Raw genomic sequence first — 15,688 nt, forward strand, 5'->3', positions numbered from 1 at the left:
CCTTCCCTGACCCCGGCAAGGTGAAGACCCTGCCGGGGCCGGCGTTCGACCCCGGGCGGCAACGGGGCGATCTCCGCCCTCAACCCGTCAGTGGCCGCGCGCGATCCACTCCTCCAGATGCGGCGCCTCCGCGCCGATCGACGTGCTGTCGCCGTGGCCGGTGCGGACCACCGTCTCGGTCGGCAGCGTCAGGAGCCGGTCGCGGATGGAGTCCACGATCGTCGGGAAGTCGCTGAAGGAGCGGCCCGTCGCGCCGGGTCCGCCCGCGAAGAGGGTGTCGCCGGTGAAGACGGTGCCGAGCGCGGGCGCGTGCAGACTGACCGCGCCGCGGCAGTGCCCCGGCGTGTGCAGGACCCGCAACACCGTTCCGGCGACGGTCAGTTCCTGGCCGTCGGCCAGCTCGCCGTCCGGCGCGCGGTCCGGGTGGGTGAGCTTCCACAGCTCCAGGTCGGCCGGGTGCAGCAGGATGGGCGCGCCGGTGCGGTCGGCGAGTGCGGGCGCGGCGTCGACGTGGTCGTCGTGGGCGTGCGTGCACACGATCGCGACCAGACGCCGCTCGCCCAGGGCGGCCGCGATGGCCTCCGCGTCGTGGGCGGCGTCGATGACGACGGCCTCGTGGTCGTCGCCGACGATCCAGACGTTGTTGTCGACGTCCCAGGTGCCGCCGTCGAGCGAGAACGTGCCGGAGGTGACGAGATGGTCGACGCGCGCGCCGCCCGGCGCCGCGGCGCCTTCGGAGGCGGCCATCAGAAGACCACCACCGAGCGAAGCACGTCACCGTGGTGCATCCGCTCGAAGGCCTTCTCGACCTCGTCGAGCGCGATCGTCTCGGTGACGAACGCGTCGAGGTCGAGCCGCCCCTGCCGGTAGAGGTCGATGAGCATCGGGAAGTCCCGCGACGGCAGGCAGTCCCCGTACCAACTCGACTTGAGCGCGCCGCCGCGCCCGAAGACGTCGAGCAGCGGCAGGTCGATCCGCATCTCCGGCGTGGGCACACCGACCAGGACGACGGTGCCCGCCAAGTCGCGGGCGTAGAAGGCCTGTTCGTACGTCTCGGGGCGGCCGACCGCCTCGATGACGACGTCGGCGCCGAAGCCGCCCGTCAGCTCTCGGATCGCCTCCACCGGGTCACCGGAACGCGAGTTGACGGTGTCCGTGGCGCCGAGCCCGCGCGCGGTCTCCAGCTTGCTGTCGTCGATGTCCACCGCGATGATCTTCGCAGCTCCGGCCAGGCGGGCGCCCACGACGGCCGCGTTGCCGACGCCGCCGCAGCCGATGACGGCCACCGAGTCGCCGCGCCCCACGCCGCCGGTGTTGATGGCGGCGCCAAGTCCGGCCATCACCCCGCAGCCGAGCAGACCGGCCGCGGCCGGGGAGGCCGCCGGGTCGACCTTGGTGCACTGTCCCGCCGCGACCAGCGTCTTCTCCGCGAAGGCGCCGATGCCGAGCGCGGGCGCGAGTTCGGTGCCGTCGGCCAGGGTCATCTTCTGCTTCGCGTTGTGCGTGGCGAAGCAGTACTGCGGGCGGCCGCGCTTGCAGGCGCGGCACTGGCCGCACACGGCACGCCAGTTGAGGATCACGAAGTCGCCGGGGGCGACCTCGGTGACGCCCTCGCCCACCGACTCCACGACGCCCGCCGCCTCGTGCCCGAGCAGGAACGGGAAGTCGTCGTTGATGCCGCCTTCACGATAGTGCAGGTCGGTGTGACAGACCCCGCACGCCTGGACCTTCACCACGGCTTCGCCCGGCCCCGGGTCCGGCACGGTGATCGTCTCGATCCGCACCGGTTCGCCCTTCGCGCGTGCGATCACGCCCCGCACCTGCTGCGCCATGACTCTCGCCCTTCTCTCGCCTGCGTACGTCTCTCACCTGCGTACGTCCCGTCCGGCGCCGCCGCCCGAGGGGGGCGAACACGCCGGTACGAGGAGCCTACGGCCCGCCGTGCCTATGGTGAGGACGTGCGCGAAATCGCTGCTCAGACACTGCTGCCCGTCAATGTGACGCTGGCCGTCGTCCTGCTCGTACTGCTGCTCGTCGCGGCGACGACGGCGGCCGTGTTCCGACTCTCGCCCGACGGGTCGCGGGGCCGGGCGCGGGAGATCGTCGTGGCCGGGGTGCGGGCCACGGCCCAACTGGCCGCGGTGTCCCTGCTGATCGGCTGGGTGGTCGATCACACGGCGGCTCTGTTCGCCTTCCTGCTGCTGATGTTCGCCGTGGCCACCCGCACCGCGGGGCGGCGGATCACGCCGAACGGCACCTGGTGGTGGGCGGCGGTGCCGATCGCGGCGCCCGTCGTGCCGGTCGTCGCCGCCCTCACCCTGGCGGGCCTGGTCCCCATCCACGGCATCGCGATGATCCCCGTGACCGGCATCCTCATCGGCGGCGCGCTCACGGCGACGGTCCTGGGCGGCCGCCGCGCCCTGGACGAACTGCGCACCCGCACGGGCGAGTTCGAGGCGGGCCTCGCCCTCGGCCTGCCGGAGCGCGACGCCCGCCTTGAGGTGACCCGCCCCGCCGCGTCCGACGCGCTCCTGCCCGGCCTCGACCAGACCCGCACGGTCGGCCTGGTCACGCTGCCCGGCGCGTTCGTCGGCATGCTGCTCGGCGGCGCCTCGCCGGTGCAGGCGGGCGCCGTCCAGCTCTTCGTCCTCATCGCCCTGATGGCCGTGCAGGCGGTGGCCGTCGCCGTGACCGTCGAGCTCATCGCGTACGGCAGGCTCCACCGCGACGAGCCCCCGGCCCCCGCGGTCACCGGCTGAGCGTACGCTCGGCCCCATGTCTGTTTACGACGCAGTAGAAATCGGCAGCCTCCAGGGCGGCTCCGCCGACCTCTCCCAGTACCGGGGCAAGGCCGTCCTGATCGTCAACGTCGCCTCCAAGTGCGGGCTCACCCCGCAGTACGCGGGCCTGGAGCGGCTCCAGGAGACGTACGCCGCCCGCGGCTTCACCGTGCTCGGCGTGCCCTGCAACCAGTTCATGGGCCAGGAGCCCGGCACGTCCGAGGAGATCGCCGAGTTCTGCTCGGCGACGTACGGCGTGACCTTCCCGATGACGGAGAAGGTCGACGTGAACGGCGACGGGCGGCACGCGCTGTACGAGCGGCTCGTGAAGACGGCGGACGCCGAGGGCCACAGCGGTGACATCCGCTGGAACTTCGAGAAGTTCGTGATCTCCGCCGACGGCGAGGTCGCCGGCCGCTTCTCCCCGCAGACCGAGCCCGACTCCCCCGAGGTCGTCGCCGCCATCGAGGCGAACCTCCCCGCCTAGCCGACGCCCGCGCGGCGCGGGTACGCCCGCGTTCGCGCTCAGGGCCGGTGCTCAGGGCCGGTAGACGCACGCCGCCAGCGGCGCGCTCAGGTGCCAGCCCAGCGTCTCGTACAGCGCGCGCCCGTCGGGGGTCGCGCCCAGGACGCCGATCGCCGCCCCGCGGGCCAGGGCCTCGTCGGTGAGCGTACGCATGACGAAGCCGCCAAGGCCGCGGCGGCGGTGGGCCTCCTGTGTCACGACGCGGTCCACGACGGTCGCGTGTCCGAGGACGGCCATCTGGCCCTGGGCCGCGAGCTGTCCCGCACCGTCGTGCACCCGCACGAAGGTGACGCCGTCGTCCGTCTCGACCGACGCGGTGTAGCCGTCGGGCGCCACCGGCTCCGCGGGCCGGAGCCCGACGGCCATCAGGTAGCCGCACTCTTCCTTGTCGACCACCCAGCCCTCCGGGAGCCACGGTTCGGCGTCGAGCGGCTCCACGGGGACCTTGAGCCAGGTGTACGGCGCCGTGACCGATGCGGCCGCAGCGCGCACCACGGCCGCGCTCGGCTCGGGCAGCACGTGGCGCCCTGTCTGGCCGGGCTTGCCCACCTCCACGTACACGCCCCAGGGCAGCTCCGCCGGACAGGGCGTCCGGCGTGACACGGCCCAGCCCGCCGCCCAGATCCTGACCAGTTCCGCGACGTCCGTGATGTCCGCGCACCCTGTTGTGCCGGTGCTCTCCGCAGCCATGAGCCCTCCCAAGAATCCTGTCGTCGACCGCACACATCGCCGTGTGCGGTAAATTGCACGCTAGTACAGAATACTGTTCAGCGCGAGAGGTCTCTGCCCCTCGACTCAGACAGTCGGCCCAGACAGCACAAAGCCCCACGGACGCGTGTCCGTGGGGCAGTTGAGCGCGGGCCGGGAGGCCTCAGTAGAGGCTGGAGAACAGCACGACGACCATCTGGGCCGGTTCCTCGCCGTCGTTGCGGAACGTGTGCGGATGTCCGGCCGACCACTGGATGCAGTCCCCGGCGCGCAGTTCGTGGTCCACGCCGTTGTAGCGGGCGACGAGGGTGCCCCGGGTGACCGTGACGAGGTCGGTGCCCTCGTGCTGGAGGTCCTCGGTGAGGCCGCAGCCGGGCTGGAAGTCGCCCGTGACGACCTGGTATCCGAGCTCCGGCGAGCGCAGTACGCGGTAGACGACGCCGGGGGCCCGGTTCAGTGTCTCCTGCTCCTCCCTCGGGAAGACCGAGGGGGTGGCCCGGCCGCGGGAGAAGCCGAGGAACGAGCCGACGTCGTGGTCGAAGACCTTCGCGAGCCGGCCGAGCCGCTCCAGCGCGATGTCGGTCTCGCCGCGCTCCAGGGAGGCCAGGAACGACACCGAGAGCCCGCACTCCGCGGCGACCTGACGCAGCGACATGCCGCGCTGCGTACGCAGCCGGTGCAGCACCTGGCCGGGCGGCGGGAAGCCCAGCTCCGGATCCCGCGCGGAGGGACGGGTCGAGGGGTCCGGATCAGCCATGACGGCATCCTAAGCACCCGCGGCGGCGCGCGGTCAGGGGCGTCGGCTGTGGGTGCCGGGCGTATGGCCGAAGGAGCGGCGGAAGACGTCGATGAACGCGCTCGTCGACGACCAGCCGCAGCGGTGCGCGACGGTGGTGACGGGCGTGCCGTCCGCGAGCATCCGCAGCGCGTGGTAGAGGCGCGACTGGGTGCGCCACTGCGGGAAGGTCATGCCCAGTTCGGCGCGGAAGAGGCGGCTGAGGGTGCGTTCGCCGACGCCGGTCGCGGCGCCCAGGGCGGCGAGGGTGCGCGGGTCTTCGGGATGGTCGTGGACGAGGGCGCAGACGGCTGCCAGGCGGGGATCCGCGGGGGTGGGCAGTTGCATCGGCTGTTGGGGCGACGTACGGAGCTGGTCGAGGAGGACCGCGCGCAGTCGGCGTCGTTGGGGGCCGGTGTCGGCGGGTGCGCGGGTGTACTCGACGATCAGCTCGCGCAGCAGCGGGCTGACCGACAGGACGGTGGGGGCGTCCAGGCCGAGCGGGTTCTCGTCCGGGGGCAGGCCGACGAAGTGCGCGTTCAGATGGCCGTGGGCGCGGTGGGCGTGGACGGTGCCCGCGGGCACCCAGATGGCGCGGGTGCCGGGCGCGAACCACGTACCGGCCTCGGTGGTGACGGCGACGACGCCGGACCCGGGCAGCACGATCTGGTGGTCGTCGTGCCGGTGGGCGTCGATGCGCTCACCGGCGGCGAGGGTGCGGACGTGGGTGGGGGCTTTGGGGGTGTGGCGGACGGGTTCCGGCGCGGGGTGGACGGTTTCCTGCATGGGACGGGCCATGGGACGGACCACCTCCGGCACGGGTCGCATACGGCGGGTGCCCCACTTGGCGGGCAATCGCTACAAGCTGGCACTTTATCGGAAGCCCGACACCGGGTGCCGTCGCGACGATCGACACGTGCCCAGAGAAGAGACCCGCAACAGACCCCTCGCCCTGATGTCCTTCGGCCACGCCTGCGTGGACGTCTACCAGGGATCGGTGGCCGCGCTCGTACCGTTCTTCGTGGCCGAGCGCGCCTACTCCTACGCGGCGGCGTCCGGCATCGTCCTCGCCGCCTCCCTCCTTTCGTCCGTGGTGCAGCCGCTGTTCGGGGCGCTCACCGACAAGTGGGCGATGCCGTGGCTGCTGCCGGTGAGCGCGCTGGTGGGCGGTGCCGGTGTCGCGCTCAGCGGCGTCGGCGGTTCCTACGCCCTGACCCTGGCGGTCGTCGCCGTGTCCGGGATCGGCGTCGCCGCGTACCACCCCGAGGCCGCCCGCGTGGCGCGCGTCGCCAGCCGTGGCAGCCACACCGCGATGGGGTGGTTCTCGCTGGGCGGCAACATCGGCTTCGCGACCGCGCCCCTGCTGGTCGCCGCCGTCGTCGCCACCGGCGGCCTGGGCGCGACCCCGCTGCTGATGGTGCCCGCCGTCGCGGGCGCGGTGCTGTGCGCGGCGGCCGTGCGGGCGCTGCGGACTCCGGGGTCCTCGAACGCGGGGACACGCGGCCGCGACGCCGTCGGCCGCGACGACTGGCCGTCCTTCCTGCGGCTCTCCGGTGCCATCGTGTGCCGATCGATCGTCTTCGTCGGGCTGAGCGCGTTCATCGCGCTGTACGTGCGCGAGCGCACCCGTGGAGGGGAGTTCTCCGGTACGGCGGCGCTGTTCGTGCTCTACCTCGGCGGGGCGGTGGGCACGGTGGCCGGGGGCAGGCTCGCCACCCGCCACAGCCGCGTCACGGTGGTCCGGTGGTCGTACGCGCTGAGTGTCCTCGCGGTCGCGGGGGTCGTACTCGTCCCGGGCCCAGTGCTCTACCTCTTCGTCGCGCTCACTTCCGCGACTCTGTACGTCCCCTTCTCCCTGCACGTCACGCTCGGCCAGGACTATCTGCCCCGGCGCGTGGGCACGGCCAGCGGCGTCACGCTCGGCCTGACCGTCAGCGTCGGCGGCGTCGCCAGCCCCCTCATCGGCGCCCTCGCCGACACCACCTCCCTCCAGCTCGCCCTCGCTCCGCTGATCGCCCTGCCCGCCGTCGGCTGGCTCCTGCTGCGCCCGCTGCGCGAGCCGGCCATGCCGGAGGCGACGCGTTACGACCTTCCGACGCGCGCGCACGCCGCGACCGGCGGTGATCCCCGCCGGTCGGCCTCGACTTTCGTCTACCGACACGGGGCGCTTCCCTCCGACCACACATCCGGCTCCGGGCCTCGCCCGGCGACGGCAGCCCCTGGTTGCACCGGCGAGGTGGCGGGCGGACGATTGAGGGAGTAGGGGCGTGGCCGCCAGGCAGAAGACGCGCCCAACGGGTCCGCGCCCAGGTGTCCCACAGAACGACCGGAGGTGGCGGGCGATGACCACATTCATGGATGTCCACCACGACATGAAGGGCATCACGGCCGAGCAGCTCTCGGCGGCACACCGGGCAGATCTGGCGATCGAGGCCGATGAAGGAGTGCACTTCGAGCGGGCGTGGGCCGACCCCGACGCGGGAGTCGTGTACTGCCTGTCCGAAGCCCCCTCGGCGGATGCCGTGAAACGTATCCACGAACGAGCCGGCCACCCGCCGACCGAGATCCACTCCGTGCCGCTCTCCGTCTAGACGGGACGAGCTGGACGGGACGAGCCATTTCCGCATCGCGCACCCGGCCGAAGTCCGCCGCCGAGCCGGGAGTACGTCCTGACCGCCCTCAAGCACGTAGTGACCGGGCCGAGCGTCGCCACCAGCACATGAGAAGCGGCTGACTCCCCTCTGAAGAGCCCCTTCCCAGCGGCCCCCCCCGCCGCCGGGAAGGGGCTTTGTACTGGCAACGGCACAGGAACGGCCTCAACTGCCCTGTCCCTCCCGCTCCCCCGCTCCTAACGTCTCCAGAGCGGCGCCGCCATCCGCTCCGACAGCGACGACACGGACAGAAGGGGAACGCGCATGACCGAGGACGTGAAGGCCCAGAAGTTCAGCACCCTCTTCCGCTGGTTCGACCAGAACGGGGACGGCCGGCTCACCCACGACGACCTGCAGAACATGGCCGAGATGTTCGCCGGTCTCGCCCGCGAGGACGACAAGGAGAACGCCACGGCGATGCGCAACGCCTTCGAGACGTGGTGGCAGTTGCTCCTCACCCACGGCGACGCCGACGGAAACGGTCAGATCTCCAGGCAGGAGTTCATCACCGTCATGGAGGCCAACGTCACGCACCCCCAGCACTTCGAGGCAGCCGTACTGGCCATCGTCGACGCCCTGATGCGGGCCCTGGCCGCCGACAAGGACGGCGTACTGAGCCTGCAGGAGTACGTCCGCATGTACGACGCCCTGGGAATTCCCCCGGAGCACTCCGAGCCGGCCTTCCGCAGGCTCGACCGCGACGGGGACGGCTCACTCAGCCACGCCGAATTCCGCGCCGCCATCACCGAGTTCTACCTGAGCCCCGACCCGAAGGCCCCTGGGAACTGGCTGCTCGGCCCCTTCGCCTAGGGCTGGTCTAGAGGCGGCAGCTGATCTCCATTCCGTCTTCCACGGGGAACGTGACGCTCTGGTAGCCGTTGCGGGGGTCACGGACGTAGGCGAGGTAGGGCGCGAGGTCCTCCAGGTCGACGTCGTCGGCGACGACGAGGGTGCCGGGCGCGAGGCGTGGTTCGAGGATTCGCAGGACGGGCAGGCACAGGTCCTTCCAGCCGTCGAGGAGGACGAAGCCCGCGGAGCCGGAGACCGCGGCGAGGGTGTCGCGGGCATCTCCTTCGAGGACGGTGATCAGGTCATCGAGACCCGTCTCGACGAACGTCCGGCGGGCGGCCGCGGCCTTGGCGGCGCTCAGTTCCGTACTGATCACCCGCCCCGTCCCGTTGTCGCGCACCGCGGCGGCGAGATGGAGCGTGGAGATGCCGAAGGACGTGCCGAACTCGACGACGGTGGCGGGGCGGGCGGCCCGGATCAGGTTGTAGAGGAGGCGGCCGCCCTGGGCGGAAATCGGCATGTACACCTCCGCCTTGGCGTCGGCCTGCTCCTGCGGGCCGAGGGGCGCGGAACCCTGGGGCCACGCCGCCCGGATCCGCCTGCTGGTCGCCTCGTCCTGCTCGGCATGCCGGAACATCCGGTCGAGGGCGGAGGCGACGCGGGGGTCTTCGAGGGTGTTGGTGGGTGTCATGGACCTAGGCTAGACGCACCGTTGCGTAGCGTCTAGAGATTCTGGCCTAGTCTGGCCCCGGGAGGCAGACATGGAACGAGGAAGTACGGCCGCAGCGGCGGCCGGGCCACAACCGGCGGCACGCCACCACGGCAACAGGCACGGCCGCAGCGAACAGGCCCGGCAGGCAGTGCTTGAGGCGGCGGACGACCTCTTGGTCGAGAAGGGCTTCACCGGCGTCACCATCGAGGGCATCGCCGCCCGGGCGGGCGTCGCCAAGCAGACCGTCTACCGCTGGTGGAAGACCAAGACCGACATCCTCCTGGACGCCTTCCTCCAGGACGCGGCCGAAGCCCTGACCCCGCCGGACCACGGCGACCTGGCCCCGGACCTCCGTGCCCACCTGCGCCAACTGGCCCTGTTCCTCACCCGGTCCGACGCGGGCGCCGTCTTCAAGGCCCTCATCGGGCACGCCCAGCACGATCCCGCGTTCGCCGCCGCCCTGCGGTCCGGGTACCTCGACGAACAGCGCCGACGCGACCGGCTCCCGCTGGAACGCGCGGTGGAACGCGGCCAGCTCGCCGCCGGACTCGACATGGCCGCGGAGATCGACCAACTCGTGGGACCGGTCTACCACCGCGTCCTGGTGACGGCGGAACCCGTCGACCAGGCTTTCACCGACCGCCTCGTCGAGGCGTTCCTGCACCGCGCGGACGTGGCGGACGCAGCCGACGCAGGGGAGATGAGGAGCAGATGACTCTCAAGGCAGGCCAGCGGGTGGTGCTGGCAGCCGACACCCCGCTGACCGATTCGGCCGAGGTGTCGGGGGTCGTGATCGGGTTCCTGTCCCTGGCGGCGGGCACCGGCGGGACCGTCGAGCAGGTGGTCGGCCACCAGGACGAGAGCGCCGACGTGCGCGAGTACGAGCGGCTCAAGTCGCTGCTCGACGCCTTCGGGCGCGAGATGCCCACGGAGAGCAGGAGGCAGCTCGAAGAGAAGATCGGCTCGCTGGAACCCGCGTGGACCGCGTTCCAGGAACGGGCGCCCCGCGTGAGCGTGCGGGTCCGCTTCGACAACGGGTTCATCCTCGACGGGGCCCACGAGGACGTCTTCGTCCCTGCCTGAGGGCGCGTCGCGCCCAGGTCAGACCGGAGAGTGCCTGCCGCGTCCGGTGCGCCCCGCTCCGGTGATGGCGCGCACCTGGTGCGCGCGTCGGCGTATCTCGGTGAGCAGCGCCAGGTCGGTGTGCGGAGGGCCGGAAGGCGGCGGGGCCTCCTGCGACTCGGGCAGGGGGTCGGCGTCGAGCGTCTCGGCCAGCGTGTCCAGGTAGTCGGTCATGTCGACGACCGCGTCGCGCAGCAGCCGCATTCTCGCGGTCTGGCTGCCCAGTTGTCTCCGCGTGGCGAGCAGAATCTCGAACTCCTTCACGGACACAGCGATCATGGGCTGGCCGTCCACGACGATCTGCTGAGGATGGTTCCGCACCGAGGGCCCCCTTCGTGTCTTTGTCACGTCAGTGCAGTTGGTCGAGGCCGGGACACGGACGCGAAGGGATGGCGAAACCGGACGGAACGCACTGGCGCCACTGGCGCGGTGCTCCGCCTGATGTGTACGCCGACCCGCCCACGAGGTCACCGGGATGTCCGCGCGCGAAGTGCTCCGCACGCGGGCAGTTGGCAGGTCTTCGGACTCACGGGCACGTCCTCACGGAGGACACCTACTGGCCGTCGCTTCCCAGGCCCGGAGGTCGGGCCCAGTGCGCGTGACGGCGGTCGTTCCCGCTCACCGCTGCGGGGCAGTCCCGGATTCCCACCGGGTTCCCTCTTGCGACGCGCCTGCCTGGCGGACAGGGCGAACCAGCTGCTCCACGCAGCCTACGGGGTGCCGTTCGGCGGCGAACAGGACCGTCCGCGATCACCGCGTTCCCGGTGCACGAGCCCGGCGCCGCTCGCACCCCAGGAACGGTGGGTGGGGGTCGATAGGGGGTGACGGGCGCAGGAGCGGCTGATAGACATGAGGGGCCAACACCCGCGGCACGGGGAAGCCGGTGAGATTCCGGCACGGTCCCGCCACTGTGACCGGGCGAGCTCCAGGCTCCCCGGAAGTCAGATCGCCGTCCGCGGGTCCACGACGAAGCCCACGAGGATGGCGCCGATACGTCGCGGGAGTCCGCCTTGCCGCACTTCACCTGACATTCCGTCACACGGCCGCCTCTTCAGGCCGACATCCCCAGCGGCGGCGCGGCACATCGCAGGCCGTTCGCCGCTCGCTGCGTAGGCACAGCGTCGTGCCGACCTTTTCGCGTGGCCGACCCGCGCCACACCCCCATGCGCGGAACACAACAGCCACATTCGCTGCAGGAGTTGCTGTCGCGCGGCCCACCATCGCCGCGCTCGTGCCGACTCTCGACGGGACCTCGCACCGCCCGACCGGTGGCGCCGAGTCGACCCGGATGCCGCGTGGCTCGTCCACCACCGGCCGTACCCATGGCGACGCGCTTCCGCAATCCCGCCCGGTCGGCCTCTGACGCCCTGGCTCTGCTTCGACAACCGCTCAGGAAGGACGCCCGTGGCTCACACGCGCACCGCACCGGCCGGGACCCCGCTCGGCGACAGCTTCCATCTGTACGACACCACCCTGCGTGACGGCGCGCAGGGCGAGGGGATCTCCTACTCCGTCACCGACAAGCTCACCTCGGCTCGTCTCCTCGACTCCCTCGGGGTCGGATTCATCGAAGGGGGCTGGCCGGGGGCCCTGCCCAAGGACACCGCCTTCTTCCAGCGCGCGGCCACCGAACTCGACCTGAGACACGCGGCGTTAGTGGCCTTCGGCAGCACGCGCAAGGCGGGCCGGCGCGCGGACCAGGATCCGCAGGTGCGTGCCCTGCTGGACTCCGGCGCCCCCGTGATCACTCTGGTCGCCAAGACCGACCGGCGGCACATCGAGCGTGCTCTGCGTACGGACGTGGCGGAGAACTGCGCGATGGTCCGGGACACCGTCCGCTTCCTGGTGTCCGAGGGGCGCAGGGTGTTCCTCGACGGCGAGCACTTCTTCGACGGGTACGCCGACGACCCCGATACGGCACTGCGGGTCCTGGAGGCGGCCATGGCAGCAGGCGCCGACGTCTCCGTACTCTGCGACACCAACGGAGGCCAGCTCCCCGGCCGCCTCGCCGAAATCGTCGCCGAAGTGATCGAGCGCACCGGGTTCCGGATCGGCATCCACTGCCAGGACGACACCGGCTGTGCCGTGGCCAACACGATCGCGGCCGTCGAGGCCGGTGCCACCCACGTACAGTGCACGGCCAACGGCTACGGCGAACGCACGGGCAACGCGGACCTGTTCGCGGTCATCGGCAACCTCGCCACCAAGCTGGACATGCCGGTGCTGCCGCGGTCACGCCTTGCCGAACTCACGGGGACCGCCCGGAGCCTGGCCGCGACCGCCCACGTCAGTCCCGACCGGTACCAGCCCTATGTGGGGGCCGCGGCCTTCGCGCACAAGGCGGGTCTGCACGCCAGCGCGATGAAGGTCGATCCCGGGCTCTACCAGCACATCGACCCGGATGTCGTCGGCAACGAATCCCGCATCCTCGTCACGGAGATGGCCGGGCGGGCCAGCCTGGAGCTGAAGTGTCTCCAACTCGGCTTCGACGTCCAGGACACGGAGGCCGTCTCCCGCGTCGTGGCCCGCGTCAAGCAGTTGGAGGCGGACGGCTGGTCCTTCGAGTCCGCCGACGCCTCGCTCGCCCTGCTCCTGCACGACGAACTGGGCAACACACCCACGGGCCAGAACGCGCCGCGACGGCTCCCCCCGGTCTTCACACCCCTGACCTATCAGGTCGTCGAGCGCCACGACACGGACGGCAGGGTCGTCTCCGAGGCGAGCGTGCGACTGCGAGTGGAACGACAACCCGAGGCGGATAACGGTCCTTTCGCAACCGCCGATACCGGGGAAGTCACCGCGACGGCCGAGGGCGACCGTCCGGTCGCGGCCCTCGACGCGGCGCTGCGCCGGGCACTCGCCCCACGCCTGCCGTGGGTCACGGAGACCGCCCTCGCCGACTACAGCGTCCGCGTACTCGACAACGCCTCCGGCGCCCCCGCGCTGACCCGTGTCCTCGTCGTCTCCCGCGACGCGGAACGCGAGTGGACCACCGTCGGTGTCCACGCCAGCGTGGTCGTGGCCGCCATGCTCGCTCTCCGCGACGCCCTTACGTACAAGCCCCTGGGAGACACGCTCTCCGCGAAGCGCCCGGACCGTGTGCTTCCCGCGAGATGAACCGCTCGAAGGGCCCCAGGAACATGCAGGAATCACACCGAAGAGGTTTGACGATGAAGAGCTCCACCACCGGCGCACGGCCGGTCGACCCCGACCTTGAAGTCCTGGCCGAGATCGAGAACCGTGTGCTGTGGCTTTCATCGGCGATCGTCCACCACGCCAATCGGGTGCGCCCGAATCCGACCGGCCTCAAGGTCGGGGGCCATCAGGCCTCGTCCGCGTCCATGGTGTCGCTCATGACAGCGCTGTGGTTCCGGCATCTGCGGCCCGAGGACCGGGTGTCGGTCAAGCCCCACGCCTCACCGGTGCTCCACTCGATCAACTACCTTCTCGGGCGTCTCGACGCCTCGTACCTGCCGCGGCTGCGGGAGTTCGGCGGCCTGCAGAGCTACCCGAGCAGGACCAAGGACCCGGACCCGGTGGACTACTCGACCGGATCGGTCGGCATCGGGGCCACCGCTCCGGTCTGGGGCGCTCTCGCCCGCCGCTACACCGCGTCCGTGGGAGGTGATCCGGGCACGGGACGCCAGTACTCGCTGCTCGGCGACGCCGAGCTGGACGAGGGAGCGGTCTGGGAAGCGGTGCTTGATCCCTCGGTGGCGGACCTCGGTGAGATCGTCTGGGTCGTCGACATGAACCGGCAGTCCCTGGACCGGGTCGTCCCAGACATCGCGGCCACGAAGCTGCAGGGAATGTTCGCCGCCGCCGGGTGGCAGGTCATGACGCTGAAGTACGGGCGGCTGCTCGAAGAGATATTCGCCCGCCCGGGAGGGGACGAACTCCGGCGGCGCATCGACGAGATGCCCAACCCGGAATACCAGCGACTGCTGCGCTGCGAAGGCCCCGACCTGCGCCGCCGGCTGCCCGGCACCGGACCCGGCGCACCCCGCATCACCGAACTGATCGCCGACGTCGACGACGACACCCTCGTCGAAGCCGTGGCCAACCTCGGCGGCCACGACCTCCACGCCCTCGACGCCGCCTTCACCGCGATCGACGACACACGGCCGACCGTCATCTTCGCGTACACCGTCAAGGGCCACCGCCTTGCGACGAAGGGGCATCCGCAGAACCACTCGGCACTGCTGACCGAGCAGCAGATGCGCGACCTTGCCGCCCGCATCGGCGCGGACCCGGACGACCCGTGGCGTGCCTTCCCCCCTACGGGCGAGGCGCACAGGCTGTGCGAGAAGACGGCCGAACTGCTGCACCGCCCGGCTGTCCGCCCGGCCACGCCGCCCGAACTGCCCACGGACTTCGGCCGCACCCCGAAAGGCTCGGCCACCACTCAGGCGGCGCTGGGCCGCGTCCTGCTCGACCTGACCCGTCAGGCACCCGAGGCGGCCCGCAGGATCGTGACCGTCAGCCCGGACGTCAGCTCCACGACCAACCTCGGGGGCTGGGTGAACAAGGTGGGCGTCTGGTCACCGCGCGAGCGCCAGGACTGGTTCGCCGACGACGCGGAGACGATCCTGCACTGGGACGAGAAGCCGACCGGCCAGCACATCGAACTGGGCATCGCCGAGACCAATTTGGTGGGCCTGCTCTCCGAACTCGGCGCGACGTGGAGCCGGTGGGGTGAGCCCCTGCTGCCGATCGGAGTCGTCTACGACCCGTTCGTCGAGCGGGCGCTGGAACCCTGGTCCTACGGCATCTACGCGGGCGGACAGTCCATCCTCGTGGGCACCCCGTCCGGAGTCTCCCTCGCCGCCGAGGGCGGAGCCCACCAATCGATCAAAACCCCGTCGATCGGCCTGCAACAACCAGGGTGCGTGACGTACGAACCGGCCTTCGCGATCGACACCGAATGGACTCTGCTCGCCTGCCTCTCCCAGCTGGGCCGCGCGGACGGCAACTCGTCCTACCTGCGCCTGTCCACCCGCCCGGTGGACCAGTCCCTGGCCGCCGTCCCGGACGACCCGGCCGCGCGGGCGCGTCGCCGCCGCCAGGCCGTGGCCGGCGCCTACCCGCTGCGGCGGCGCGCCGGCGCACGGGTGACCATCGCGGCCATGGGGGCCGTGGTCACGGAGGCGCTGGCCGCGGCCGACCGTCTGGAGAGGGAGAGCGTGCCCGCCGACGTCATCTGCGTGACCAGCCCCGACCTGCTGTACCGCGTCCTGCGCGCCCGGCAGGGCCACGAGCACGCCGACACCTGGATCCTGGACCAGGTGTTCCCCGCGGACCGTGCCACGCCGCTGGTCACGGTGCTCGACGGGCACCCGCACACCCTGTCGTTCCTGGCCACGGTCAACAAGGTCGCCACGAGCGCGCTCGGCGTCACGGGGTTCGGCCAGTCCGGCTCGATCACCGACGTGTACCGCCACCACGGGATCGACGCCGACAGCATCGTGTCCGCCGCCCTCGACCTCACCACCTGACCCGGCCTCGGCACCCGACCTGATCCGGACTCGGCACCCGCGTCGCTCCAGCCGGAGCCGTGGGCTGTCGGGCCTCGGCCGCACTGCCGACCGATGCGAGCGGGCGAGGGCCGATACATCCACCCGGGCC

Annotated in this window: 16 protein-coding genes and 2 riboswitches; of the genes, 9 read left to right on the forward strand and 7 right to left on the reverse strand. The window is 71.6% G+C overall.

Annotated elements, in window-relative coordinates:
* Positions 1-87: 87 nt before the first annotated feature.
* The gene (locus IEY91_RS32655; RefSeq protein ID WP_189176749.1) at positions 88-747 is read right to left on the reverse strand and encodes an MBL fold metallo-hydrolase; all 660 of its coding nucleotides are present in this window, start codon (positions 745-747) and stop codon (positions 88-90) included.
* On the reverse strand, positions 747-1,832 hold the full coding sequence (locus tag IEY91_RS32660; protein WP_189176750.1) for an S-(hydroxymethyl)mycothiol dehydrogenase: 1,086 nt from the start codon (positions 1,830-1,832) through the stop codon (positions 747-749). The genes IEY91_RS32655 and IEY91_RS32660 overlap by 1 nt, the downstream gene beginning before the upstream one ends.
* Positions 1,833-1,958: 126 nt before the next feature.
* Between IEY91_RS32660 and IEY91_RS32665 the strand changes: the two genes are divergently transcribed.
* Complete coding sequence (locus tag IEY91_RS32665; RefSeq protein ID WP_189176751.1) at positions 1,959-2,759, forward strand: ABC transporter permease; 801 nt, start codon at positions 1,959-1,961, stop codon at positions 2,757-2,759.
* Positions 2,760-2,775: 16 nt separating this feature from the next.
* Positions 2,776-3,267 carry a glutathione peroxidase gene (locus IEY91_RS32670; protein ID WP_164327116.1) on the forward strand — a complete coding sequence of 164 codons (492 nt, stop codon included), beginning with the start codon at positions 2,776-2,778 and terminating at the stop codon, positions 3,265-3,267.
* 51 nt (positions 3,268-3,318) lie between these two features.
* On the opposite strand, the gene IEY91_RS32675 is transcribed toward IEY91_RS32670, so the two are convergent.
* The 3 genes from IEY91_RS32675 to IEY91_RS32685 form a co-directional block, all read right to left on the reverse strand.
* Positions 3,319-3,996, reverse strand: a complete 678-nt coding sequence (locus IEY91_RS32675; RefSeq protein ID WP_189176752.1) for a GNAT family N-acetyltransferase — start codon at positions 3,994-3,996, stop codon at positions 3,319-3,321.
* Positions 3,997-4,177: 181 nt separating this feature from the next.
* On the reverse strand, positions 4,178-4,771 hold the full coding sequence (locus tag IEY91_RS32680) for a helix-turn-helix domain-containing protein (RefSeq protein ID WP_164327114.1): 594 nt from the start codon (positions 4,769-4,771) through the stop codon (positions 4,178-4,180).
* 33 nt (positions 4,772-4,804) lie between these two features.
* Positions 4,805-5,587, reverse strand: a complete 783-nt coding sequence (locus IEY91_RS32685; protein ID WP_229697377.1) for an AraC family transcriptional regulator — start codon at positions 5,585-5,587, stop codon at positions 4,805-4,807.
* Between the two features lie 157 nt (positions 5,588-5,744).
* On the opposite strand from IEY91_RS32685, the gene IEY91_RS32690 reads away from it, so the two are divergent.
* From IEY91_RS32690 to IEY91_RS32700, 3 genes are all read left to right on the forward strand, one after another.
* Positions 5,745-7,052: an MFS transporter gene (locus tag IEY91_RS32690; RefSeq protein ID WP_229697381.1), complete on the forward strand. Its 1,308-nt coding sequence runs from the start codon at positions 5,745-5,747 to the stop codon at positions 7,050-7,052.
* Between the two features lie 79 nt (positions 7,053-7,131).
* On the forward strand, positions 7,132-7,380 hold the full coding sequence (locus IEY91_RS32695; RefSeq protein WP_164327112.1) for an SCO4226 family nickel-binding protein: 249 nt from the start codon (positions 7,132-7,134) through the stop codon (positions 7,378-7,380).
* Positions 7,381-7,704: 324 nt separating this feature from the next.
* Positions 7,705-8,250, forward strand: a complete 546-nt coding sequence (locus tag IEY91_RS32700; protein ID WP_189176753.1) for an EF-hand domain-containing protein — start codon at positions 7,705-7,707, stop codon at positions 8,248-8,250.
* 7 nt (positions 8,251-8,257) lie between these two features.
* Here IEY91_RS32700 and IEY91_RS32705 read toward each other — a convergent pair whose 3' ends face one another.
* Positions 8,258-8,920, reverse strand: a complete 663-nt coding sequence (locus IEY91_RS32705) for an O-methyltransferase (RefSeq protein WP_164327110.1) — start codon at positions 8,918-8,920, stop codon at positions 8,258-8,260.
* A 70-nt stretch (positions 8,921-8,990) separates the two neighbouring features.
* Here IEY91_RS32705 and IEY91_RS32710 point away from each other — a divergent pair, with 70 nt between their 5' ends.
* Together IEY91_RS32710 and IEY91_RS32715 are read left to right on the forward strand one after the other, a co-directional pair.
* Complete coding sequence (locus IEY91_RS32710; RefSeq protein ID WP_189176754.1) at positions 8,991-9,656, forward strand: TetR/AcrR family transcriptional regulator; 666 nt, start codon at positions 8,991-8,993, stop codon at positions 9,654-9,656.
* The gene (locus tag IEY91_RS32715; protein WP_189176755.1) at positions 9,653-10,024 is read left to right on the forward strand and encodes a hypothetical protein; all 372 of its coding nucleotides are present in this window, start codon (positions 9,653-9,655) and stop codon (positions 10,022-10,024) included. Before IEY91_RS32710 ends, IEY91_RS32715 begins: the two co-directional genes overlap by 4 nt.
* Before the next feature lie 18 nt (positions 10,025-10,042).
* Here the strand turns inward: IEY91_RS32715 and IEY91_RS32720 are convergent, their stop codons facing one another.
* Positions 10,043-10,384 (reverse strand): hypothetical protein, encoded by a 342-nt coding sequence (locus tag IEY91_RS32720; RefSeq protein WP_189176756.1) that lies wholly within the window; start codon positions 10,382-10,384, stop codon positions 10,043-10,045.
* Positions 10,385-10,557: 173 nt separating this feature from the next.
* A riboswitch (cobalamin riboswitch) is annotated at positions 10,558-10,775 on the reverse strand.
* Between the two features lie 150 nt (positions 10,776-10,925).
* A riboswitch (adenosylcobalamin (AdoCbl) riboswitch) is annotated at positions 10,926-11,024 on the forward strand.
* 443 nt (positions 11,025-11,467) lie between these two features.
* Between IEY91_RS32720 and cimA the strand changes: the two genes are divergently transcribed.
* Both cimA and IEY91_RS32730 read left to right on the forward strand, forming a co-directional pair.
* Complete coding sequence (gene cimA, locus IEY91_RS32725) at positions 11,468-13,180, forward strand: citramalate synthase (RefSeq protein WP_189176757.1); 1,713 nt, start codon at positions 11,468-11,470, stop codon at positions 13,178-13,180.
* A gap of 53 nt (positions 13,181-13,233) precedes the next feature.
* Positions 13,234-15,558, forward strand: coding sequence for a thiamine pyrophosphate-binding protein (locus IEY91_RS32730; protein WP_164327105.1), 2,325 nt, complete (start codon positions 13,234-13,236; stop codon positions 15,556-15,558).
* Positions 15,559-15,688 lie beyond the last annotated feature (130 nt).

The sequence above is a fragment of the Streptomyces lasiicapitis genome (assembly GCF_014646335.1).
Taxonomy (GTDB): domain Bacteria; phylum Actinomycetota; class Actinomycetes; order Streptomycetales; family Streptomycetaceae; genus Streptomyces; species Streptomyces lasiicapitis.